The sequence below is a fragment of the Providencia sp. PROV003 genome, assembly GCF_045040775.1.
GTDB classification, from domain to species: domain Bacteria; phylum Pseudomonadota; class Gammaproteobacteria; order Enterobacterales; family Enterobacteriaceae; genus Providencia; species Providencia huashanensis.
The window spans coordinates 4,234,896-4,260,262 of sequence record NZ_CP096369.1 but is presented as its reverse complement, the minus strand read 5'-3'; the positions used below and the strand labels follow the sequence as shown (position 1 = coordinate 4,260,262).

Sequence of the window (25,367 nt, the reverse complement as noted above, 5' to 3'; positions counted from 1 at the left end):
CTGATTTATATTTACATTACACGCTGGTTTAGCCATTGGTATTGTAATAGGCGTGAAAAATAAGTGCATATATACAACAACTTGATAAAATTACATTTGCTTTTTTTTCATAAATAGCGTCTGTAGTGGTCTAAAAAGAGAGGAAGCTTCATAGCTTATAAAGAAGAAGCTTCCTTGTTTTTCCTTACTATTAACTTGTGATTTTCCTTTTCTTTATAATCCTTATAATGTTTAAAACTAAGCTAGCAAGGATTGCTACAACCCCACCTATAAATGTCTCATATACCCTTGATATGGGAAGTAAATAAGTTGGATTATGTAAAAATAGCGTTTCCTCAAGAAGAAGTAAAACAAATACAGTAATAGAGAAGGTCTTTAGCATGTAATCTAAACGGAAAAATGTAGGGATAAAAAATATGGTTAAAGCTAATACAGATAAGTAAATATAAGTTTCTTTTGATTTTGTTATACTAAACATAGTGATGACAAAAGCTGCTGCTAATAGACTTCCTAAAAACCTAAGTAACGTAACTTTTATTATATTCATTTCTTTTGGGTGGAGTAACATAATGAATGTTAGAGGAGCCCAATAAGGTTTGTATAGATTTAGATAGTCGGGTATTGAAAGGCTTAAGAATAGAAAAAAGCTGAAAAAGAAGGCTCTTATATATATTTTTTCGTCACTATGATAAATTGCTTTTGAAAATAACCCATTTTTAAACGCATGAATTTCATTGTTTTTATGTTTCAGTAGGCTAAAAATGACTAAACTAACGGCAACCCCCGAGAGATATGCCATTGGCAAGTCAATGCTAATAGAGTCTAACGTTGTTCCCATACAGGAAAAAATAATTAAAAATGGAAATGTGCGATCTAAATAATCATCTTTTTTGTAAAAAAGGTAATAACAATATGATAGGATAAATAAATAGATATAAAAATAAATGGTTAGCTTTAGTAGAAAACCAATTCCCCCACCAACGATAACCAAACATAATAGAAAAAAGATGTAAAAAATATTGCTGCTATCAGGTTTTGCATCATAGACGATATTAGAGAATAATGTTGTTATAACTCCAAATACTCCACCAATGGTGCCAAATAAAGAAAAACAGATAGTTGAGTTTACTATTGCGGCAATCAAAAATGTTCCGTTATTTCTAAAATTAATATATTTTAATTTTTTATTAATATCTTTCATATTGCTCACTCATTTCATTTTTAAGTTATTTGTATCATATTTTGGAATGAAGTTATATAGTCGGAAAATGTATTGTTTTTATATGCAGAGGTGATTATTAAAATAATATTAAGCTAATTTTTATGTAAATTTTAACTAATTGGTAAACTTAATTGGTGGTTATTCTGTTGGTTCCTAAAACTGAGTAGGTTTTTTAACAGATAAAAATTGTTGCAGCCCACGATAAACAAGAGAGCATCGGTATGGGCCTCACATAGGTAAGCGTCAATTTTTACCTAATGACATTACGCTGGCAATATCACATATATCAGTCACAGTTATAGTGAGCTTCCTGAGGGGGATGTGAGTACAATATCGAGTACTCTCAAACATTACTCGGGCAATAAAGTTGATAATGGATAGAGTTGAGTAGAATTCAGTTGAGTTAAAACTTTAGGAGAGCGTTGATTGGGTGGCGCTACAAACAAAATTGACGTCTGTTAATAATAAAGTGGTGGGGGATTCGGAATCGATTTTTTATTATAACTATATGTATTTTATGTTTATTAATTTTATTTTATTTATTCCATCTATTGTGTCCTCATTCCCTAAATACTGAATGCTCCTGATGATGCATGTGCTTCTCTCGAATACTACGATGATGTAGCAGTACACTAGGAAACAATGACGTACTACTAGAGCAAACGAAAAGTGCCTTAACGCATAATCCCTTAACCGATTGGTCAGAAAATTTTTGGAAAGCAATATCTAACTGGTTCGATATACTCATAGAGTATGATATTTGCCACAATGCAGCGGCCTTTCGCTACTAAGTAACCCCTTTCAAACAAATTGGTACGATATGTACATCCTCTGATGAAACTAAAACCCAAGATTTAGTGATCTAATACAACTGTAGAGATTTATAGTTTGCTACAGATAATGTGACTTTCAGGAGTATTTACTTTTTAAAAATTGTTGCATGATTGTATAAAATGTTTCAATACTTTATTCATGTTCTGTGCATAACCTAATAGTAAATCGAATTTTCTCTAAAGTTAATTTGGAATATTAAACTGATGACTTGCTTAAATTTGGTGTAAAGTAAAAAAAGATCGTCAAGATCCCTATTTTTATATGTACTAATATTTACGGTTCATTCTGTATATCTTGTATAGTAAATAAACTTATCGCTGTTTGATGTACTCAAAATCTAATAGTAATCTCTAATGATATCAATGCGTAATTAAATTTTATCGATAAGAATAAGTATATTTACTCAAGCATGCCTAATGGAAAATTATTAATACTTAAGCTAAAATATCAGTGCGATCTTTTTTTATTATCATTTTTATAATTAATTTTAATACAGAGCTAATAACTTATTTATTGTAATTAATAAGTTATTAGCTCTGTATTTATAGTATTCTATATGTTTATTGAAAAATGATGGAAGCGATAATGATTTTATAGCTTATTTTTGAATGAATAGAAAATACAAATCAAACTAAATGTATAAAATTTGAACGGTATGTCGTTTTAAAATGATACTTATCGATCGACTAGTGAAGTCAATATCAAATTTTATACCATTATTATGGACTCATTTTTGTAATTTTGATTATTGGTTTTTAATGTTTATGTAGATACGTGTGTAGCATCGAGTATCTGTTTCTATTTTTATATTTTTAGTTAAGGATTTATTAGATAATAAAAGATGGGTGGGAAAATTAACAATGAAAAGTAAATAAAAAATATAAACATTTTTACAGAAAAACTAAACTTCTTCATATTAAATCCTGTTAGAAAATTCATAAAACTTAAACAAATTGCCTGAGAATAAAAATAAATTATAAACTGTTACATTTTTCAATATATAATTACATAAAATATTTTCATCTAATTAAGCTGATCTATCAGTGCTTGGGTTCTTTGTTTTGTCACGGTAAAATTAGTAAACTCAATTTTGTTACATAGTGTTTCTAACTTCATCTGTAAGCTACTACTTAAGTAAACAAAACTATCTTTATCCATAACCTCAATGTTTTGAATCAGGAAGACTTGCTGCTCTATAATTCGTTTATAGTCTCGAATAAACTCATCACTCTTATTTGGGACATGAACTTTTAACACTTCTATTTGATCTAAACACTGCAATTGTTTCTCTTTGAAAATATCAATCTTAGATATAATAACATTCCTGTTATTTTGTGAGTCTAAAAAATTATCTGAATGGTTATTACACCCTGATAATCCGAACAAAAAAATCAGAAAAAAAACATATCTAGTTGATTTCATGTGAATTCTCTTTATTGAAATAAAAATAGGTTGTTGTTCATCTAGTTAAAGTTATAAATAAAAAACAACAAATAAGTTTATTAAATGTAAATATTTTTTATTAAAAAATACGATATTTAGTGCTTAGATCTTGATATTACATGAATTGATATAATCGATCAATACATCAATTTTGATAGGAATAGCCTATCATGAGGATCCAATTGATCGTTTTAAACGATTGGAATATTAAGTATTACATCAGATATATTACTTAAAGCAAAAAAAGCAATTGGCTTTATTTAGCTATTTTCTTTTTTTTATATGAAATTATAGAACCTGCTCAAAAAAATTATATTTATCCGTAATTATTTTTAATAAAGGTGATTAATTTGAATGTAAATATCATTAGAAGGGCAAATTCACCCTCCTGTTATATTGGTTTAATATTAAAGCGACAAAGAAAGAAACTTGGACTAAGTGGCAGTGAAGTTGCAAAGCTATTACATATTAGTCAGCAGCAAGTATCAAGATATGAACGTGGTTTAACAAGCTTTAATGTTAATGTGCTTCTTCGCTTCTTTTCTGTTTTAAATATGAATGAAAGGGAGATTATAACCATTTTTGATGAGTTAATAACTTGTTATATGAAAAGGAACATCCAAATTAGAAATACAATTTAAATGGATTAAATTGTGCTCCTTATCTGCATTTAACATGAACGTGGTAATTACACTTTTAAGGTTTAATTGTTGTATTGCTATTCAAAAAATTAAAGTATTTTCAATATTAATCTATATGGGATGTGTCAATGAAAAGTTATCAAAAATATATATCAATTGTAACAGCGTCTTTATTATTAGCAGCATGTTCAACAACTGCACCTAAAAAAAATGTTAATAAGGTTGTTACGCCAAAAGAAACTGTTACCCAATCCGCTGCGACTATTCAAAATAGCCAAAACTCAAATACTGCGGCAGCGGCTTATGCAGATAAAAAACAATTAGCACCAAAAAGTTTAGTCATTGCATCAACGAATAATGCCTGTGTGGATGGCTTTAATTTTTTGAAAGGCGTAAGCCATGGTCAATTTGACACATATTCCACGGATTACAGCAAAATTAGCCAAAACTATAGTTTCTTAAATACAAATAAAGAAATTATGGATAAAGATTCGCGTGAGTTGTTATCAATGACACTCAATAAAAAACTCGACACATTATGTATGAAAGTGCAATACGCGGGTTTTGAAGGAGTAAAAAATAAGCTTAAACAATTGAGCGATATCTAACTTTCAATTGTTTTTCTATTTATATTTTTGTTTACATCGGGGTATCACTCATGAAGTCGGAGCAAGAGATTAGGTATACGCGCTCTAAACGCATCACCGCATACCTATTATTATTTTTACAACTATTTTTACCGTTATCAACAGCATTTTCAGGCATTGCAAATGCAATGCAACCTGAAGCAAATATATCGAACACCATTGACGGTCTAGATGCATTTATGAGTGATGCTTCACAAGAGCGAACGACAACACAACCTTTTTTAGATGCACCTATAAAGAAGGAGCCTGATGTATTAACAAATAAATCTGTAGATGAATCAAAGAGATCTGATTACTCAGATTTTGGGTTTATGACGTTGCCGTCTTCACCTAATGATAATACTGTGAGGCAAGATGATATTTTACGAGCATTGCCGAATTTAGGCTTGCCTGATGAGCCGAAAGAGACTGAAAAATCGGATGAAGTTTATGTCGCGGAAGGTGCTTCTAAAGCAGGACAAATTTTATCCAATGAGAATGCTATCGATGCATCAGTCGGTTATGCGCGTAGCTTAGGTGAAAATTTAGTTAATCAACAAATTAATGATTGGCTAAATCAATACGGTAAAGCACGTGTCAATTTGAGTAGTGACAAACAAATTGATGCGGATTTTTTATTACCACTCATTGATACTTCAAATCGTATTGTTTTTTCCCAAGCGGGGATCCGCACCACAGAAGATAGAAATATTACTAACTTAGGGTTAGGTTATCGCCAGTATCAAGATGGTTGGATGTGGGGAGTAAATAGTTTTTACGATTATGACATCACGGGAGGAAACTCGAGACTCGGGGTGGGTTCTGAACTCTGGATGGACTATTTAAAATTATCCGGAAACGGATATTTTCGTTTAACGGATTGGCATCAATCAAAACTGCATGAGATGCGCGATTATGACGAACGCCCAGCGAATGGGTTTGATGTCCGTGCTGAAGGTTATTTGCCGTCTTATCCTCAGCTAGGGGCTTTTGCTAAATATGAGCAATATTTTGGTAATGATATCAGTCTGAGCAATAGTACATCGGTGGGAGATTTAAAAAATAATCCGTCAAAATCCACATTTGGAGTCAGTTATACGCCATTCCCTTTAATCACGTTAAAAGGGGAAACCTCTCGCGGCAGTTCTAATGACAATAAAGTCGGACTGGAATTAGTTTACCGTTTAGGTGTACCACTGAGCCGCCAATTAAATTCTGATAATGTTGACTTAATGCGCAGTCTGGCGGGTAACCGCTATGATTTTGTCGATCGTAATTACGATATTGTAATGCAATATCGCAAACAAGAAATAATAACGATTTCATTGCCAGAAAGTTTAAATGCGGAAGCGGCGGATACCGTGCCCGTTTCTGCAACTATCAATAAAGCAAAATACGGTCTGGCATCTATTGATTGGTCTTCACCTGAACTTATAGCTAATGGTGGGTCAATTACATCTGTATCGCCAAACACGATTAATTTAACGCTTCCTGCTTATGTATTTATGACCCGTTCAGGCGAACCACAGTCTTATCGTTTAACGGCAGTTGCTAAAGATAAAGAAGGGAATTTATCAAATACGGCAGTGATGTGGGTAAATGTTAAGCCATCAAGCGATACGATCACTGAAATAAATATTTCACCTAATGGTGAGTTATTAGCGAATAACAGTGATGAATATACCGTTATAGCCGTTGCTAAAAATGAGAAAGGTGACGCATTACCGAATAAAGAAATTACCTTTTCTGTGGCAGATTTCCGTGACAATACGGGATTAACGATTACCCCAGAACAAGCCACAACGGACTCTCAAGGTTTTGCTTCCGTGACAATCAAAAGTAAGGTCGCCGGTAAAGGACGTCTTACTGCCACGATGAAAAATGGTAACAGCCATTCTTCAACTTTAATCTTTAAGGCTGATAGTAGTACGGCAGAAATTAAGCAATTAAATTTAACACAAGATAAAGCGTTGGCTAACGGTAAGGCGCGTAACATTGCTGAAACCTTGGTAGAAGACCAATATGGTAACCCCGTTGAAAACTTTGCATTAAGTGCAAGTGCAACAAATGGGGCTGTCATTGTTGGACCCGCTGCGTCGACGAATAATAAAGGATTCGCGACAACTGAATTTAGTAATACGACTTCAGGTAAGTCGATTTTGACTGTTGAGGGGACAGGAACCAAACGCTCAGTGGATTCCTTCTTCATTGCGGATATCAGTACGGCGACATTTAAATCCACGGTTGTGAATAGCAATGATGCAGTAGCTAATGGTGTGAGCACGAATCGTGTAATACTTACCGTTGTTGATGGTCATGGCAACGCACTAGAGAATGCCCCTGTGACGATAACTGTGCCAGCAACGGCGGGGTATAAAACATCACCGAGCAATGGTTTAACCAATGAAAAAGGTGTGTTGATTGTTGATATTTCTGACACTAAAGCTGGAACGTCAAACAACTATCTATTTGGAATTAATGGACAAAATAGCCAGGTTGAATTGACATTTATTGCAGATAAAAGCACTGCGATAGTTAAGTCTGTGATCTTAGAGGGGGATGAAGTCGCTAAGATAGCGAATAGCACGAATGAATTTACGTATTTAGTGAACGTCACTGATGCAAAAGGAAATCCTGTAGAAGGGATTAGAGTTATTGCTGAAAAGGATAAAAATGATGCAACCCTTGTCGTTACTGGTGATACCAATGACGAAGGGCAAACCCAGATTAAACTAATTAGCACAAACAAAGCCGTTTATCAGGTCATGGTGAGTGCAAAAGTGGGGAGCACTACAGCGAGTAAAGCGGATAAGACCGTCAGTTTTACTGCAGATACCAATGGAGCAAGAGTCACTGAAGTCACCTTGGTTGATAAAACCACGACAGAAAAAGTCGCAAATGGGGAAAATTATTTTACGTTCAAAGCCATTGTTAAAGATGCTGCAGGTAACGTTGTACCGAATGTTGATGTGACTTGGAACACGGAGCCAACAAGTACTGCAGTCATATATCCTCAGAATACGCAAACGGATGAGCAGGGGGTGGCGCTACTCAAATTGATGAGTACAACAGCTGTAGTGAAAAATCTTCAAGTTTCAGCGAAATCAGTCTCTGGCGATGCCATTAAAGCGAATGATAAAGTGAGCTTTATCGCGAATAAGGCGAATGCTTCTGTTGTTAGTGTGACCTTAGAAGGTAATGAAATCGAAAAAGTTGCTAATGGTAGTAGCAGCTTTACGTTTAAAGCGAAGGTTCAAGACTCAAATGGTAACCCAGTTCCTGATGTAGTCGTAGCTTGGTCAAAAACGGCTGGGCCTTCTATGCTTCCGGTGTTACCGGGCGCTGTTACGGATGTAAATGGGATCAGTGAGATTACGCTGACTAGTAGCACCAAGATCGATTTGAATATTGCGGTTAGTGCCCAATACGCTTCTTCGGCCAAAATAACGTCTGAGCAAACCGTGAGTTTTGTGGCTGACAAAGCTAACGCAGCAGTTAGCGAATTAAAACTCGATGGCAATGTGAAGGCAAAAGTGGCCAATGGCAAAAATACATTCACATATACCGCTAAAGTATTGGATACCAATAAAAACCCCGTTGCTGGTGTGACTCTCTCATCGAAAGCAAATAAAGGTAATGTCACGGTAGAAAGTACGACACCAACGAATAACCTGGGAGAAACAACAGTCACGTTAAGGAGTAGCACCGTGGCTGTTGAGGATATTTTAGTGAGCGCCCAGCTCGGGACTTCAGCGGATAAAAATGCCGATCAAACGGTCAGCTTCACGGCAAACCGTGATGATGCGAAAGTCTCCGCATTGGTTTTAGTTGGCAATGAAAAAGAGAAAATCGCGGATGGTAATAGCCAATTTAGTTATACGGCGACTGTTCTAGATGATAACGCTAACCCGATCCAAGGCGTTGCTGTCACGGCAACCGCCTCTGAAAATGATGTTTCGGTGTCAGTTGAGGGTAAAACGAATGCATCCGGTAAAGTCACGATTATCTTAAAAAGCACAAAGACAGCGGTTCACAATGTGTGGCTTAAAGCGCAAGTGGGTGAAACCGATGAAGTGACTGCTGATCAGTCCGTGAGTTTTATCGCGAATGTTGATAAAGCACAGATAACATTGAATACCGCAATAACGTCGGCGAGTGCAGGTAAGTTATTACCTATTGATATTACGACCGTTGATAATAATGGCAATGCGGTTGCTATTGATGTGGCGTTAGCAGCGACACCAAATACGGATGTTACGTTCTATAAGAATAGTAATAAGGACGCCCTCGATGTCGCGAACAGTATTTATACGGGAGATAAAGGAAAAGTCACCGTTTACGTGAGCAGTACAAAGGCGCAAGTATTCACTGTGAAGGGAACGATTACCTCTAATAATGCAAATGATAGTGTGGAATTCACTTTTACCAGTGATAAAGACAGTGCCTATGTGGCAGATTTATCACCAAAAGGTGACACTTTGGCCGAGCAAGTCGCTGGCGTAGATTCTGTTGATTTCACGGCAACTATTTTTGATCAGTATGGTAATACGGTTGACGGTGTTTCAGTTGTTTTCAGTGCAAATTTAGGCGGTTTTGGTGATGAGCTAAAAGCGAGTTTAGATGCAGATACGGATGAACTCGGTATTGCATCAATTTCGTTTAGTAGCTTGAAATCAGGCGTGGCCACAGTTAATGCCAAAGTGGCAACTTCAGGGATCACTAAATCTGAAAAAGTTACGTTTATCGCCAATACTAAAACGGCCGAAGTGGTTGAATTAACGTCGGATAGACCGATTGCGAGTGTGGGGACAAGCGTTGATTTAAAAGCGGTTGTCAAAGATAAAAACGGCAATATTGTTACGAAAAAACATAATGTTACGATTGCGATTTCGGGTCTTGATGATGCAGCTTTAGCCAATAACTCACAGTCTATTGAGTTAGAAACAGACGCGAAAGGTGAGGTACACACAACATTAACGAGCCCAAACAGTGGAATGGTGAGTGTACTGGCTAATACAGCTGAGAACTTACAAGGTCAAACCATTGAAGTTCAATTTGCACCGAGAAGTGATACAGCAAGAGTTAACGCGCTTAATGTCGATAAAGCGGAAGCCTTTGCGGGAGTAGAAAAAGATAACGCCGGTGCGACGTTTACTGCACAAATTGTTGATGATCATGGCAATCTAGTGCCGGATAGCGATGTGGTTTTCACCGTTTCTGAATTAACCGGTGCTGGGTTAGTGGAAAGTAAAGATCAAGGGATTGAAGGAAGTCCGGTCACTCAGATTACGGTCAAATCAAATAGTAAAGGTGTTGCAACTGTCGTTTTAAAAAGTACTAAGTCGGGTAACGCCACTGTGAAAGCGGCAACCGTGAAATCACCTGAAATTGTGATACCACGTCAGGTCTCTTTTACGGGGAACCCGCGTACGGCGAAATTCCACCAATTAGAGGCTACACCATCAAATACGCCAGCGGTTGCTGGGGTTGATACGGTGACAATTAATGCCATTATTGTGGATAAAAACGACAATATCGTGAAAGAAACGTTGGTGTTATTTAGTAGCCAGCGTGGTGAGCTGACAAGTACTTCTGCACAAACAGATGCTACTGGGAAAGTCAGTACCGTACTGAGTAGCAAAATAGCCCGTTTAGTCGATTATACGGCGATTATTTCTGCGAGTGCGCAAACAAAAAGTGGTCAGGTTGAGTTTGTCAGCAACAAAGCCACTGCATTGATTGAACCAAATAGCTTCAAAGTCACGCCAGAACAACCTGTTGCGGGTTCCAGTAAACCGGCAGTGCTATCGGCAAGAGTTGTTGATGAAAATGGCAACCCTGTTAGTGGTGTAGAAGTTACCTTTACCACAGCGCTCGGTGAGTTTGGACAAACGGCAGGAAAACAGGAAATTACTGTTGTTACAAATGATAGTGGTATCGCCACAGCAACCTTAAGTAGCAATAATACAGGTAAAGGTTCTTTAACGGCGAAAGTGACCGACTCATCAGAAGCGGCGAGTTCGGCCGAGGTCGAGTTTATTGCCGGTAGCAATACACCTTATGTTAGCGCATTTACCTTAGCCACGAGCGGTGATATCAAAGTTGGTGAACGTGCATTAATGGTGGTGAGAACCGAGCCCGTGGGTAATGTGAGTGTGAACTTTACGGCTTCTGTCGCAGGCACACAGTTCTTCGCGTCAGCTACTTCCGATAAAGAAATTGATCGTGTGACAACGGGAACAAATGGCACGGCGAATGTGTATGTCATGACACCGCGCATTGGGACTAACCAAATCACGGCGAGCAGTAGTGGGGAAGATGTGAATAATGTCGTTAGCTTATCAACATATGCTAACGAGGCATTAATGCAAATTACCCATCTTACCTTAGCACCTGAAAGTGCGATTGCTGGTGGGGATGATGTCATTGTCGTAACTGCGGTGGTGAGTGATAAATATGGTAACCAAATAGATGGCGTACCAGTCTCATTTACCACGTCTTTAGGTCAGTTTGCTAATGGGGAAGCTCAGGAAACCCAGCAAACAAAACAGGATACAGATGGTCAATCGAAAGCGGTTGTTGAAGTACATAGCCAAAAGTCAGGTGCAGTTAAAGTCACGGCTAAATTGGCGAATGGATCTTCACTGGAGAAATCCGGCGCATTCACGATAGCGAGCGTTGATTCATTAACGGCACTGCCAGAATCAGATATTACGGTAGGGCAATCAACTACCTTGACCGCAAAAGTAGTCGATTCTAATGGGACTGCACTAAAAGGTATTGTAGTCACCTTTGTTGCGACCGAAGGGGCGTTTACGAATAGCCAGAAAACGATATCAGTCACAAGTCAGGACGATGGTACTGCGACAGCAACCCTGACACGGACGACAGTGGGTGATGTCACCGTGAAAGCCACAACAGGTTCGGATACAACAGGTAAAGACATTAAAGTCAACTTTGTGGCAGATAAAGACAATGCCCATGTGACTTTACTGGGTGCTCAGGGTATTACGAGCTTAACGGCTGGTCAATCAACCGCATTAACCATTAATACGGCTGATCAGTACGATAATGCTATCGGAACGACGGTGACGTTAACAACCGATAATAGTGATGTCGCATTCTTTAGTGATAAAGATGCTACAAAACCCTTAAATGGTAATAACAGCATTATTATTGATGCATCAGGGGAAGCAACTATTTACGTTGTCGGTAAAAAAGCCGAAAAAGTTACCATCACGGCAAATTCAGCCAAAACGGATTTAGACAGTGACAACAAAGTTACTTTTGATGTCGTGGCCGATGTCTCCTCTGCACAAGTGAAACAGGTTTTACTTTCTGAACCAACAGTGACAAGTAAAATAGCTAATGATACGGACTATTTCACCTACACAGCGACTCTTGAGGATAAATATGGAAATTCAATCACTGAAGCGGGATTAGACGTTAAGTGGTCAGCAGATAATACGGATGTTGTCTTTAAACCTGCGACGACAAGCAAAACGAACAGTAAAGGTGAAGCCACTATTCAGTTGTTGAGTGCGAAAGCGGTGAAAGATGTTTTTGTCAGCGCGGTTTATCCGGCGGATCAAACCACGGGTGAAGTAACGGTGGATACCGGAGTGACGTTTATTACTGATGCAAAAACAGCTCATGTCTCAAGGGTGAGTGCGGAAACGGTTATTGCGGAAGCCACTCAACGCTTACCGGTTAAGATTGTCACTACCGACAGTAATGCAAATGTGGTTGCCGCTCAGGTTACCTTAGCCTCTACACCAAGTAACGGCGTTACATTCTATGCATCAGAGTCGTCGGAGAGTGCTATCACGAGTGTGATGACGGCAGAAGATAGTGGTGAAGTCACTGTTTATGTAACGAGCTTAGTGGCGCAGGAAATCACGGTATCAGCCACAACCGCGACAGAAACGGATGATGTGAATAATACGGTGAAACTGACATTTAAAGGAGATAGTTCAACGGCGCATGTTACAGGTATGACGTTAACACCGAGTAGCCAAACGGTTGGCCAGCTCGTTTTAGTCACTATCACGACGCAGGATAGCTACTCGAACCCAGTTTCTGGAAAGATAAAACTCTCCTCTGAAGATGAGAAAGTGACTTTCTATCAAGATGCAGAAGGTAAAGTTGCCTTGCCAGCTAATTCAGTTCAAACGGATGATAGCGGTAAAGCAGAGGCGTATGTCACGAGTCTGAAAATGCAAGATGTGACTGTGTTAGCAAGTTCTACTAATGCCTCTTTGGATGTTAATAATCGTCAGAAAGTGACATTTACTGCAGACCAAGCAACAGCTCGGGTTGTTGATATCGCGTTCACACCAGAAACTGAAACTGTAGGGAAATATGTTGCAGTGAAAGTGATGGCGCAGGATGTACATACCAATGGCGTAGAAACTACGGTGACATTCTCTTCTTCAAATGAAAATACGGCTTTCTATGAAGATGCCAATGGCACAACACTACTGAAGGATAATGCAGCTACAACAGATGTGAATGGCCAAGTCACGGTTTATTTCACCAACCTGAAAGCAGAGTCCGTCACTGTAACAGTGCATTCGGCAAATACCTCGGATGATACCAATAACAGTGGGGCAGTGAAATTTATTGCCGATAAAGAAACTGCACGCGTTATTAATGTGTTAGCCCTAGATACCTCAGCAACAGTCGGAAATTTTGCAGGGATCGAAGTTGAAACTGCGGATGCATACGATAACCCTGTTTCAGCGGTAGTGATGTTGTCATCGACGCCAAATACAACTGTTACTTTATACCAAGATGCAGAAGGCAAAATTGTATTAACTGATAACTCGGTGACAACGAATGCTAACGGTAAAGTGACAGTCTATGTGACGAGTCAGAAAGAGCAAGAGGTGGTAGTGCTAGCTAATTCTCTAAATACATCCGCGGATGTTAATAATAGTCAAACAGTAAAATTCACGGCAGATAAAGCAACGGCACATGTTGTTGATATCGTATTAACACCAGAAACAGAAACCGTGGGTAGCTATGTTGCGGTTAAAGTGATGACACAGGATGCTTATACTAATAAAGTAGGCACTTTGGTAACATTAACGTCTTCGAATAAAAACACGGTTTTCTATCAAGATGCAAATGGCAAGACACCATTGAAAGATAATGCGATTGAAACAGACATGAATGGTCAAGCAACGGCCTACTTCACAAACCTAAAAGCGGAGTCGGTCACTGTAACTGCTAGTTCATCTAATTCATCTGATGATGTTTATAATAGTGGGGCAGTGAAATTTATTGCTGATGCTTTAACTGCGAAAATTTCAATGATAAGTAGGGAAAAAGAAAGTAGTTATACTAATAAAACGATAGCTGTAGATCTAGAGACTACGGATTATTATGGTAATCCAGTATCAGCGGATATTGATTTTATGATTTCCGCAAATAATGAAAATTTTGTTTCAATTTATGAAGATGCTGAAGGTGCAAATTCTATTAGTAACATAAAAACACAGGAAAATGGGAAAGCTAGAGTTTTTATTACTAGTAAACTAGTTCAATCAGTAAAATTAAATGCAAAATTAGATACTGAAATGGAGTATCAAAATAATGTTTCATTAAAATTCACCTTATTTAAGTATATTCTTACGGGTAACATAAAGGGAGGGTTTTCAAGGGAAAAACTGCAACCTCTAATGACCGAGTATTTTACATTAGCAGTACGCCCTGAGGACAGTAGATGGGATTCTGATATATATGCTCCTTTAGCTTCACTAAACCCTGGAAGTGTATTTATTATCGAAGATGAGGCAAACTATGTAGTAACACTTCATATCAATGATAGTAGTATAAGAATGGTTAAAGGCAATAGAAGAACATTCGTTTCAAATGGCTCAGTGTGGATAGAGATAAATTAAATTATAATTGGTAATCTTTAGGTGAATTCTAAAGGTTACCAATAATTTTATATTAAATATAAAAGATTTTCTCTGTCGTAAAGTGAGTGAAATAACAGTATTAATATTTATATTGTAAATGAATTTGTTTTTCTTTTTAAAAAAGTTTTATAAATATCTATTTTGTTAATTTCTAGGGGGTTTTGTGACTAAAATAAATAAAATGACAGCATTGATAGTTATTGTTAATGCTGTGTTTGTTGCTTTTATGGTTTATATTTCTGACTTTATTTTTGAAGCGATTAGCCATAACGTTGCAATCAATATTACAATTAGTATTTTATTAGCGGGTAGTGCTTTTTTTTGTGTTTTTTCATCATTGAAAATAAATAGGATTTATTCTTACTGGAATAAGTGCGTCCAATCTAATAAAGAATTAGATGACAATGAAGCGAAACATATTTTTGGTGAGCGCTTTAAAACAATTATTAAAATGCAAGGAAAGAAACAAGAAGAACTTATTACAACATGGACGGAATATACCGACTGGAAAGCCCGTATTTTAGAATATTTAGCAGGAACACTGATTGGTTTAGGTTTGCTCGGTACCTTTATTGGCTTGATGGGAACGATGGGGTCAATTTCGGGTGTATTAGGAGCAGCAACAGGGGATAGCGGTAATGCGATGGTGGAAGCGATTTCCACACCTCTCGGGAGCATGTCAGGGGCATTCTCTGCATCATTAATGGGGTTATTATCGTCTTTGTTTGTTGGTTTAATTAGTTTGCTGATTGATAGACAAAACAGTGAGTTTGTCGAAAGTATTAAGACATGGCTATATACCCGAAAAGAAGCGTTGCTAAGCGACCCAGTTCTTTATGCTAAGAATAGTGATGTTGCTGCATTATCACAGCAAGCTCTTAATGAGGGGATAAAAAAATTAAATGCATTTTGCGATCAAACTAAAGATTTTATCCTTCAATTGGAGACTAAAATTGATAACTTTAATCTTAAAGTCGCTAAATCATTTGATGTCATGGTTGACGAAATTAAACAATTACAATCGGTTAATAATAGCGTCGGTAAGTTAGGCGATGTGTTGATTGAAAGCAACCAAAGCGTTAAAAATGAACTCTCTGGTGTAGTTAAACATATTCTTGAATCCAATCATGAATTAGTTTCGGCTCGAGATACCTTAAGACAAGAAATTGCGATGAATCGCCAGCAGCTTATTGAAGTTAGTCAATCCTCTAATTCATCCATGGATAAATTAATCAATGAGGCATTATCAAATCGTAATGAAATTTTAAAACTGAATAAACTATCGACGACGTTAGAAGGGCAATTAGAACGTTATCAGCTCAGTCTGAGTAAAGATTTATTAAGTTTAAATAATCTTCTTTATGACAATGGCAATATGACAGCTGAAATAAATAAAACGATGAAAAACTTGGACGAAAACAGCCTTTATAATAAAGGGAATATCGATAAAATATTATCAATTCAAGGAATTAATCATGATATTAGTATTTATGCATTAGAAGAGATTATTAAAACTAAAAATACAGTTGTGAATTCATTATCAGTATCTGATAAATAGAGAAGAACGGAATCATGAAAATAGTAAATAAAATAGTTTTAGCGAGTTTATTCTATTCCTCGCTCGGTATGTCTGCGCAGTCAGCCATGTCTATTTCTCAGTATATTGATATGGCTGATGATTATAGCTTAGATGTGAAAAAGACCACGTTTGAGAAAAAAATAGCGGATGATAGATTGACTCAAGCTTACGCATCCTATTGGCCAAAGGTGGATTTGATTGCCAAAACAAAAAACCAGCGTAAATGGGAAAGTGAAGATTATCAGCCATCAACCGATCAACAATCTCAAATCAATGCAGCATTATTGTGGACATTGTATGATTTTGGTGTTCGTGAAGCTCAGGTAAATTCGGCTAAATTTGGTCAAGAAAGTAGCCAGTTTCGATTGTTTTTGCAAAAAGAGATCCTGTACTACGATGTTTTCACGGCATATGTACAGTATGATTTTGCCGTACAAAACTACCAGTTATCTCGTGATTATTTATCCCGTGTTGAAGGCTTGCAAAAGCTCATTAATCAACGTGTTGGGGCGGGGTTTAGTGCCTATTCCGATAAAGTCCGCGGAGAGCTTGCGCTCTCTGAAGCGCAATCAAGGCTTAAGATTGCTAATCAAAATTTAGTTGATAGCCGTATTGCATTAAAGAATCTCACAGGGCAAACACCCGATTCAATTATTAGTTTATTGGAACGTGACTTCACTTATCATCAGGATATTAACCAAGTGAGCTTTGATAATTCGAATAACCCGTCGATAGAGATGTTGAAGGCAAACGTCAATATGAATGCGGCGAAAATTGATGCTCAACAAGCGGAGCGCTATCCGACCATCCAATTATACGGGACTTATCGAACGGATTTTAATCGTGATAATTTTCCAGGGAGTGAAGCTTATGTACAAATGAGTGTACCACTGACTGATGGAGGGTTATTACGTGCTCGAGTTAGCGAGGCGGTGAATAACCATGAAGTTTCTAAGATCACATTAGAAATGGCATATCGTGATTTAGATAAACGCCAACAAGATTTCATTAACTTGTATCAAAGTACGAAAGGGCGTTTATCTATCGATCTACAGTCACAAGCGCAAGCCGCTCATACATTAGATATTTATCAATCTGAATTTTCTTTAGGAAGTCGTCCATTAACAGATTTAATTAATGCACAAAAAGATTTACTAAATATCAATACAGAAATATTGAATGATAAAATGAGTGCGTATATCGCGGTATTATCATTATATAATTTAAATGGCAATACGCTTAATGGTATTGAGATATTGACTCAATAATGAGTGACTAAATGATGAAAAGAGCTAAGTCTAATCATATTTGGCCTGCCTATGTTGATATGATGACGGTATTATTATTGGTATATGTTTTAGTTAGTTTATTATTTGCGATGATGATTAAGGAAAATATCGAGGCAGAATATAAAGAGAAGCTTGATAATATTATTAATATGAGTGCTGAAGAAATTGTTGAGAATAAAAATCAACTTGAAATGAAAGCCGTGATTAATAAAGAAAATGCTGAGATGAATAAAGACAGCGATCAGCATAATGAGAATGAAAATTCGTTAGTGCTGGCGAATAATGCAGAGGGTAAAGGTAACGAAGCACAAGAAGGTCAAAATGGTGAGGAGCAAGCAGCTAAAGCCCCTCAGCGAGAAGAGATTGTCTTGGATGATAATTCAGACATGCTTGAAAAGCATGCTGGTGATTTCACATTATCATTAGCGAAAGGGCAAGAGTTATTAACCAAAGAAGATAAAGAAAAACTAGGAAAATGGTATCAAGATAATTTAGCGTTGATTGAACGTAACGGTATTGATATCGGTGTTATTTTGAATAAGGATAGCTCTGTATCATTAGGGGCAATTTATCGGAAACAATATATTTTCTATATGGATATTTTACGCCTATTAGTTGATAAAAATAAAAAGTTTGAACCGTCAAATTATATTCATCGAAGCCCGACAGGATCAAATAATATCGAAAATGAATATCTGTTATTCAGAATTAAACCGGAAAAAAGCCATGAACAGTAACTATGCTTCTAATATTAAATTAGGTTATTAATCATATGAGGAATGTTATTTTCTCAATATGGCGCTATTTTCGAGTGGGGTTTCCCATTCGGAAATGGTTACCTTTTTTATTTTTAGTATCGCTATTTGGGCTATTGTTTTTGCAGCTCGACATAGCGATTGATGCAAAAGGGTATTTAGAGGTGAAAAACCGTAATGTCGTTATTGAGCACGCCAGTGGTGGCAAAGTTGAGCAGCTATTGGTGCAAGAAGGCAGCAAGGTAAAAGCGGGGCAGTTACTTGCGGTGATTGATAACTCCTACATAACGGAAGATTTTAACCGGAATCGCAATAGCCTTGAGTCACTACGTGTGAGAGAGCAACGCTTGCTGGCAGAAATTCGTCAGCAAGACTTTGCAAAGACAGACTCTATGGAGGAGAAGTTGTTTGAACAAGAGCTTTCTGCCTATCTCAGTCGCAAAAGTTCTCTTGATAAAGCGTTAAATATCGCGAAAACCACCAAAGACCAAAAGACCTCCATGCTGGCGCAGTTAAACACGCAAATTTCGGGTTTAATTAAAGAGCGCAGCTTAGGGCAGAAACAGGTGAATATTGTTCAGTCACTGGTCAGTAAAGGTGCCGTCTCGTCGAGTAACTATTTAGCCGCACAAGCGGAGTTACAGAAAACAGAAAACGCATTGCGTAATCTGCAAGCGCAAACGGCAACCTTAAACATTGAGATAGCCCAGGCGGATTTGAATATTGTCAAAATACACGATGACTATAAAGCGAAAAGTGAAGAGGAGCTATTAGAAGTCCGTAGCAACATCAATGAGGCTTTAGTAAAAGAAAGCACGGTTGCTAATCGAAAAGAACAAGAACAAATCTACAGCCCAGTTGATGGAACAATTCAATTATTGGTAAAAACGAATTCAGGTTCGGTGATCCCTCCTGGAGGAGAAATATTAACCATCCTTCCGGATAACGTCCCGATTGTGGTTGTTGCCAAAGTGAAACCCGAGGATAGGGATAAGCTGTGGGAAGGCATGGACAGCAAAGTGCGTATTAATTCGTTTGGTACGAATAACAATGAAATACTGCATGGCAAAGTTTCGGTGATCAGCTCTGATTCAATTGAAGAGCGCGAGGGACGTTATTACAAGATCCAAATCGCGGTAGAGCAAAATACGTTAGGGAATAAAGTTTATCCCGGTATGAGCGTTAATGCTTATTTAACTGTCGGCCAGCGCAGTGTATTTCAATATCTCTTCAAACCTCTATATAGCGGTTTTTCCACCGCACTACAGGAACCTTAATACCCTTGTTTAGGTATTTTTCGTACAAATTTTAAATTAAAACCAATTGAGGTTATCAATGGAAAATAAAGTCTTCGTTATTAAAACGTTTCAAGATAATGAGGTACCGACCTCGTTTGACGGTGCGAAAATTTATATTGTGGGTCAAGATATTGTGATAAAAACACGTGATGGCGATATTTATGAATATCCTTTTGCCGCACAGTTTTTATCCATGTCAAAAGATGTGTTTCATCTGAAATTTGCCGATGGAAAAAGTATTTCATCAAAAGAGCTAATTAACTATGTTGAAAAAAATGAATTCGACATTGATGGCAGCTTAAATAAAAATCAAGCAAAAGAACAAAAAGCTGCGAATTCAGAGAATCAAGATGATAGCGCTGATGATGCACAGTCCGATGTCACACCTGATGAGCCTGCTCCCCCGAAAGTCATCACGAAAATCGTGAAGGTACAAGAGGTTATTGTTAAAGAGCAAGACGCAACAAATGAAACCTCAACGGCCTCTAATGATAAATTTGAAGCCCCTATTAGTGATTTTACGGGGTATGGGGACTATAGCACTGAACCCATGCCAGAAAAGCCTATTGTTATCTCGTCTTCAGGTCTTCCCCCAAAAAATGAGAATGAATCTATCATTATCATTCCGCCAAAAGAGCAGATTGCGACAAGTAAACAGTTTGATATGAACACGTATCAATCGGGTGACATTAGAAATAATCAAGACCATACGATTACGATAGGGGGCTCGCGTACTGATGGTTCCTTTGAAGCACAGTATGAAAATACCACTCTCGATTTGTCTTCTTCGACACAGAGTTGGACGGTCGATGCTGAGCTAAATGGTTGGAATTATGATAATGGCTCTGTGACGCGAGTTATTGCTGTCGATAACGTCGATGTGTTAACCGAGGTAAAATTTCGCGCTGAAATGAGTGATGATTATAAAATCATTAAAGCGGGTACGCCAGAAGGCAATGCACTCAATTTAAAACCGAACGAATTTGCGGTTGTTTATCCGAGTAAGGATAACAGTTTTTCGGTGGATATTGAGTTTAATTCCGCAACGGGTGAAGCACTCGGTGAAAAGAAAGGGATCCTTGATTTTGTTGTTAGTAGCGATCCTGACAAGATTACAAACGAAAGTGGCAGCGTCAACTTGGGTTATACCCCGACTCCCTTAGTCGTCAAACTAGGTCAAGGTGATGATGTCCTAAAAGCAGGTATTGGTGAGGATATTTATGATGGTGGTCGCGGTCATAATACGCTTGATTACAGCCATGCGAAAACACACATTGAAGTGGATCTCACCCAGGATGTCACTCAAGCGTTTGATAAGATTGGCGTGACGGTTAATGATGCCGGTAGCGTTAATTTAGGCAATGGAAAAACGCAGAACATTAATAATTTTGAAACGATCATTGGCTCGAACCACGGTGATACTTTTATTTTAAATAATAAAGGCCACACCATTAAAGGTGGAACAGGAGATGATACGTATGTGATGAATGGCGGTAGTAATACCCTCGTTGGAAATGCGGGAAACAATACGCTGGATTATCATAAAGCGGGCATGGATACCGCTTATGATCACATGACATTAGCGGGAAGTGGCCACACATTAGATATCAATGGTGTCACTATTGACTTGACCCAAGGAAAAACTACCCATAATGGTGTTGATAGCGGTCAGGATTCATTTACTGGTATTAATCACATTGTGGGTTCAGCAAAAAATGACCACATTATTTTAGGTGATAGCGCCACAAAAGTAACCGAGAAAGTCGGTGATAACTATATCCAAGCTGGAAATGGACAGTATGAGATTGATGGCGGTGCTGGAAATAGTCTGGTTGATTACGCAAAGTTAAATGAGAAAATCACGGTCAATTTGAACACAGGCAAAGTGGAGAAAGGGCAAACTCAAGACAGTTTGATTAATATCCACCATGTTGTGGGCAGTGAAGGTGGAACGGATTTTATTGGTAAAACGGGGGGCGAAAACACCCTTGTGGGTGTCAGTGGTGAAAATAGCTTTAATGTCAAAAATGGGAGCAACCAACTTTACGGTGGTGACCAAACTAATAGCTACCTTCTAGATACTGGCGTATCGACTATCCATGCGAATGGGCACACTAATACCGCTGTCGTTAATAACTCTATTTTAAGGTACAACGGTTCCTCAGGTACGGGTGCGAATGACCGTCACAGTGATTTTATCAATACATTGGATTACACTGGCGGGATTGTTGATTATATCGCGGGAGAGGGGAAATCGACGAATCATATTACCTCCCATAATGGCGGTACCATTAGCTTGCAATCGAAAGGGGAAACAACGTTCGTCAGTGAGAATGGCGGGACGAATACCGTCCATTTAGCGGAAGGCACACTGGATTTCTTAGCGAAAAATGGCGGCGATAATACCCTCACAACAGCAGCAGATACGCACTTGACCCTGCATGGGGGTAAAGCCAGCCATTCGATTATGTTAGCCAAAGATTCGACAATGGATTTGGACTATTATTCGAACGATCTTGATAGTCGCCATAAAGCGGTGATCAATTTAGATGCTAGCCGGAATGTCAATATCGATGACGGAACTTATATTGACCTTATTCGTGGCGAAGGGATGGTTAGCAATATTGCGGGATTAAAAGGCGGTAATACAGAGATTACCTTAAGCCAAACTCGTCAAGAAGATATGGATATCTCATTATCGAATGAAAATAATATTGTCAAAGTGGGTAAAGGCTTTGCGAATATTACGGTAGATAATACTTCTCAAACTAATCATATTGATTATCGTAATGTGGATGCCCAACTGCATTTTGACCTCTCTGCGGATAAAGGGAATTTAGTTCGCGATGGACAAAGCCAAGAAAACCTAAAAAATGTCAGTTACATCACGGGCAATGACCATAATGGCAATGTGTATAAAGCCACAGATAAGTTTGATGTCATATTTGAAACAGGCGCAGGAACGGGCAATCGCATTATTGAAATACAAGGAAATCATACCTATAAAACGCAAGGTCATGAACTCTCGATTGATGGCTCTGAATTAACAACGGGTATGCAGTTTGAATATGATGGTATTCATGGCGCGATTAATAAGGGCGACACGACATCAACGATTACAGGAAACGATACTGCGGATACCAATGCCGTGACAAAGGTCACCGGCAGTCAAGGTGACGATACCTTTACGCTGAACTTTGGTACCGATACGCTGGCGAGTCAAACGGAATTTACCGTGGTGACCGGCAGTGGCAATAATACGGTTAACCTCAACCACCAAGGGTATTTTACGATTAACCCTGAAAGTGCAGGGCAAACCAAGCCCGCAGCAGCTCATAATACGCTCAATATTGTCTATCAGAATGTTGAGGACTCTACAGATATTATTCGATTGGGGGATAATGGTCAGTCAGGCAGTTTATCATCAAAAAATAATCTGACGGGTCAAGATATTACAGGGCAAAAAACGGATTTTAACTATATTGATAAAATCAATTATCAAGGTGACAATGAACTTCAGGTTAATTGGGGTAATAAAGCGCAAGGTGCGAATATTACGGTCGATAATGGAGAGCACAATACCTATCTGCATGTGAATGGTGGTGGTAATACGATTGAGGGAGGGCTGAAAGGACACTCAGATAAAACCGTTCTAGTCTCGTATCAAGAGAACACCACGAGCGGTATCGAGTATGACGCAACACAGGGTAATACGGTGAGTTTTACCGATGGGCGTACAGGGGATAATATCTATGATTTCAATGTGCTGCAAGGCTCGAAACAGGATGACACCATCGTATTAAAAGAGGGGATGACGCTACTATCAAGTCAAGGCGATGACACTCTGACTGGCAATGGTGCAACCTATCAAGCTGCCGATGAGCTTAGCACGATTAATGCCGATTTTTTAGCGGGCAACATTGCTAAACGAGAAAACAATACTCTGGTGGGCACTGATAAACTTGAAGGTGATGGTTTTAGTCAGTTTGTTAATGGCAACAATATGGTGTACGCCAATATTCAAAGTAGCGATAGCCATGACATGGAGTTTGATTTAGTCGGGGGTACTGTTGATTTTCATTCTCACGCTGACGTCAATAATCAAATCAATACCGATGATGCTAATTTGATCCTGCATTATGAATCATTTAACGATCGTATCCAATTAAACATGGGGTCAGAGGGTAAAAACCAAACAATCAAAGGTTCTGTTGGAAGTGAAAAAATAGACTCTTTCACCCATGCTCAGGAAATTAAAGGGTCAAATCACGGTGATAAATTTACCTTTAAAGGGAATATCAATGAAGGGAATAAATTAACCATTCAAGGGGGAACAGGAATTGACGAGTATCATTTCAATGGTACGAGTACGTCATCTTTGGAGATTAACGCAGGTAAAAATACCAACCTATCGGGTTCAGAAACGTTTAACTTTAATGGCAAAAATAGCAACATTAAAGTGACGACGTCAAATGCGAATAACATATTTAATTTTACCGATACCAGCTTGTCGAATACCGATATCGCCATTAATAGTATCGGAGGTAATGCATTATTGTTTAATAATGTGAATCAAACCGATTCAACAGGGCAGAATAATATTCATGTTGAATCTAGCTCTAACAGAACAAACGTACTTGATTTTCAAGGAATGAATAAAAATCTAAATATTGATCTTGTTGGGGGTAATAATAAAATTGATTTTAGAGATAGTAATAATAGTGATATGACTATCTCTGCAAACTCCAGTAGTGATAATACGTTAAGTATCAAAGACTCAATGATGGGTAAAGTGACTTACTATTCTGAAAGTGGGCATGATGTGGTGGTATTAGAGAACGTCAATAAAGACGCGATATCCTCCAATAAGTTTATTATTAATACTGATAAAGGCGAAAATCTAGGAACAGCAGGAAGCGGTAATAGTTTTACAGTATCGGGTGAAAATAAAAATATCACCATCAATACAGGTGAAAAAGATGACGTCTTTGATTTCTCTCATTCAGTCAGTAATGACAATTTATCAATTACCAGTTTAGGCGGTAATAACACGTTTAAAATGACAGGAGCATTAATCAATTCACGTATTGAATCGAAAGGTAGTGGAAATGATACCTATAGCTTTGATGGTGTGAATGTTAATAGTGGAAGTGCGGCCAATAAACTGAATGTTATTGAGCATAATGGCAATAATACCTTTGATTTTAGTGGGGAAAATCATTGGATTGATATTACGGGCGGCTACGGTGATGATATCTTTAATTTCTATGCAGGTAATAATTCCAATGTCAATATTAAAGGGCTATCAGGAACTAATCAGTATAATATTTATGACATTAATAGTATGCCGACACGCATAGATGGGGGGAATGAAGTCGATATCTTCACGTTTAAAGGCCAAGAAGTGAATGATAAAGAGATGTTTTATTATATTAATAATCAGACAACTCAAATTGATAAGTTTGAATTTAATGCGTTAGATGATGGGCAAAAAATTGTGTTGGATTTTTCTGAAATTACGGAACGTTATGGAAATGACACGAATACAATCAACATTGAAGTGGGTAATAAAAATAATGTTGAATTTCGTAATGAGGACGGGTGGACACGTATAGAGAATGCCGATAGTGATATATTTAGCTATAGCGGATTAGGTGAGGTACATGTTTCGTATAGTGAAAATTCACAAGGAGACTCAATGCACTAATTGCATTTTAATATAGCTTTATTAGCACGATACTCAAGGACTCTTGA

The 25,367-nt window shown here is 37.8% G+C and carries 10 protein-coding genes; 8 read left to right on the top strand and 2 right to left on the bottom strand.

Annotated elements, in window-relative coordinates; all coding sequences use genetic code 11:
* Nucleotides 1-190: 190 nt before the first annotated feature.
* Nucleotides 191-1,201 carry an FUSC family protein gene (locus M1F14_RS19555; protein ID WP_181469114.1) on the bottom strand — a complete coding sequence of 337 codons (1,011 nt, stop codon included), beginning with the start codon at nucleotides 1,199-1,201 and terminating at the stop codon, nucleotides 191-193.
* 1,878 nt (nucleotides 1,202-3,079) lie between these two features.
* The gene (locus tag M1F14_RS19550) at nucleotides 3,080-3,478 is read right to left on the bottom strand and encodes a hypothetical protein (protein ID WP_129466830.1); all 399 of its coding nucleotides are present in this window, start codon (nucleotides 3,476-3,478) and stop codon (nucleotides 3,080-3,082) included.
* Between the two features lie 371 nt (nucleotides 3,479-3,849).
* Between M1F14_RS19550 and M1F14_RS19545 the strand changes: the two genes are divergently transcribed.
* The 8 genes from M1F14_RS19545 (at nucleotide 3,850) to M1F14_RS19510 (ending at nucleotide 25,320) form a co-directional block, all read left to right on the top strand.
* Nucleotides 3,850-4,140 (top strand): helix-turn-helix domain-containing protein, encoded by a 291-nt coding sequence (locus tag M1F14_RS19545; protein WP_129466829.1) that lies wholly within the window; start codon nucleotides 3,850-3,852, stop codon nucleotides 4,138-4,140.
* Nucleotides 4,141-4,268: 128 nt separating this feature from the next.
* Nucleotides 4,269-4,748 (top strand): hypothetical protein, encoded by a 480-nt coding sequence (locus M1F14_RS19540; RefSeq protein WP_129466828.1) that lies wholly within the window; start codon nucleotides 4,269-4,271, stop codon nucleotides 4,746-4,748.
* A gap of 50 nt (nucleotides 4,749-4,798) precedes the next feature.
* The gene (locus tag M1F14_RS19535) at nucleotides 4,799-14,671 is read left to right on the top strand and encodes an Ig-like domain-containing protein (RefSeq protein ID WP_181469115.1); all 9,873 of its coding nucleotides are present in this window, start codon (nucleotides 4,799-4,801) and stop codon (nucleotides 14,669-14,671) included.
* Between the two features lie 184 nt (nucleotides 14,672-14,855).
* Nucleotides 14,856-16,250, top strand: coding sequence for a MotA/TolQ/ExbB proton channel family protein (locus M1F14_RS19530; protein WP_129466826.1), 1,395 nt, complete (start codon nucleotides 14,856-14,858; stop codon nucleotides 16,248-16,250).
* A 14-nt stretch (nucleotides 16,251-16,264) separates the two neighbouring features.
* Nucleotides 16,265-17,539: a TolC family protein gene (locus tag M1F14_RS19525; protein ID WP_129466825.1), complete on the top strand. Its 1,275-nt coding sequence runs from the start codon at nucleotides 16,265-16,267 to the stop codon at nucleotides 17,537-17,539.
* 11 nt (nucleotides 17,540-17,550) lie between these two features.
* Nucleotides 17,551-18,297 carry a hypothetical protein gene (locus tag M1F14_RS19520; RefSeq protein WP_129466824.1) on the top strand — a complete coding sequence of 249 codons (747 nt, stop codon included), beginning with the start codon at nucleotides 17,551-17,553 and terminating at the stop codon, nucleotides 18,295-18,297.
* A 35-nt stretch (nucleotides 18,298-18,332) separates the two neighbouring features.
* A complete protein-coding gene (locus tag M1F14_RS19515) occupies nucleotides 18,333-19,592 on the top strand; it encodes an HlyD family type I secretion periplasmic adaptor subunit (protein WP_129466823.1) in 1,260 nt (419 codons plus the stop codon).
* Between the two features lie 58 nt (nucleotides 19,593-19,650).
* Complete coding sequence (locus M1F14_RS19510; RefSeq protein WP_181469116.1) at nucleotides 19,651-25,320, top strand: calcium-binding protein; 5,670 nt, start codon at nucleotides 19,651-19,653, stop codon at nucleotides 25,318-25,320.
* Nucleotides 25,321-25,367 lie beyond the last annotated feature (47 nt).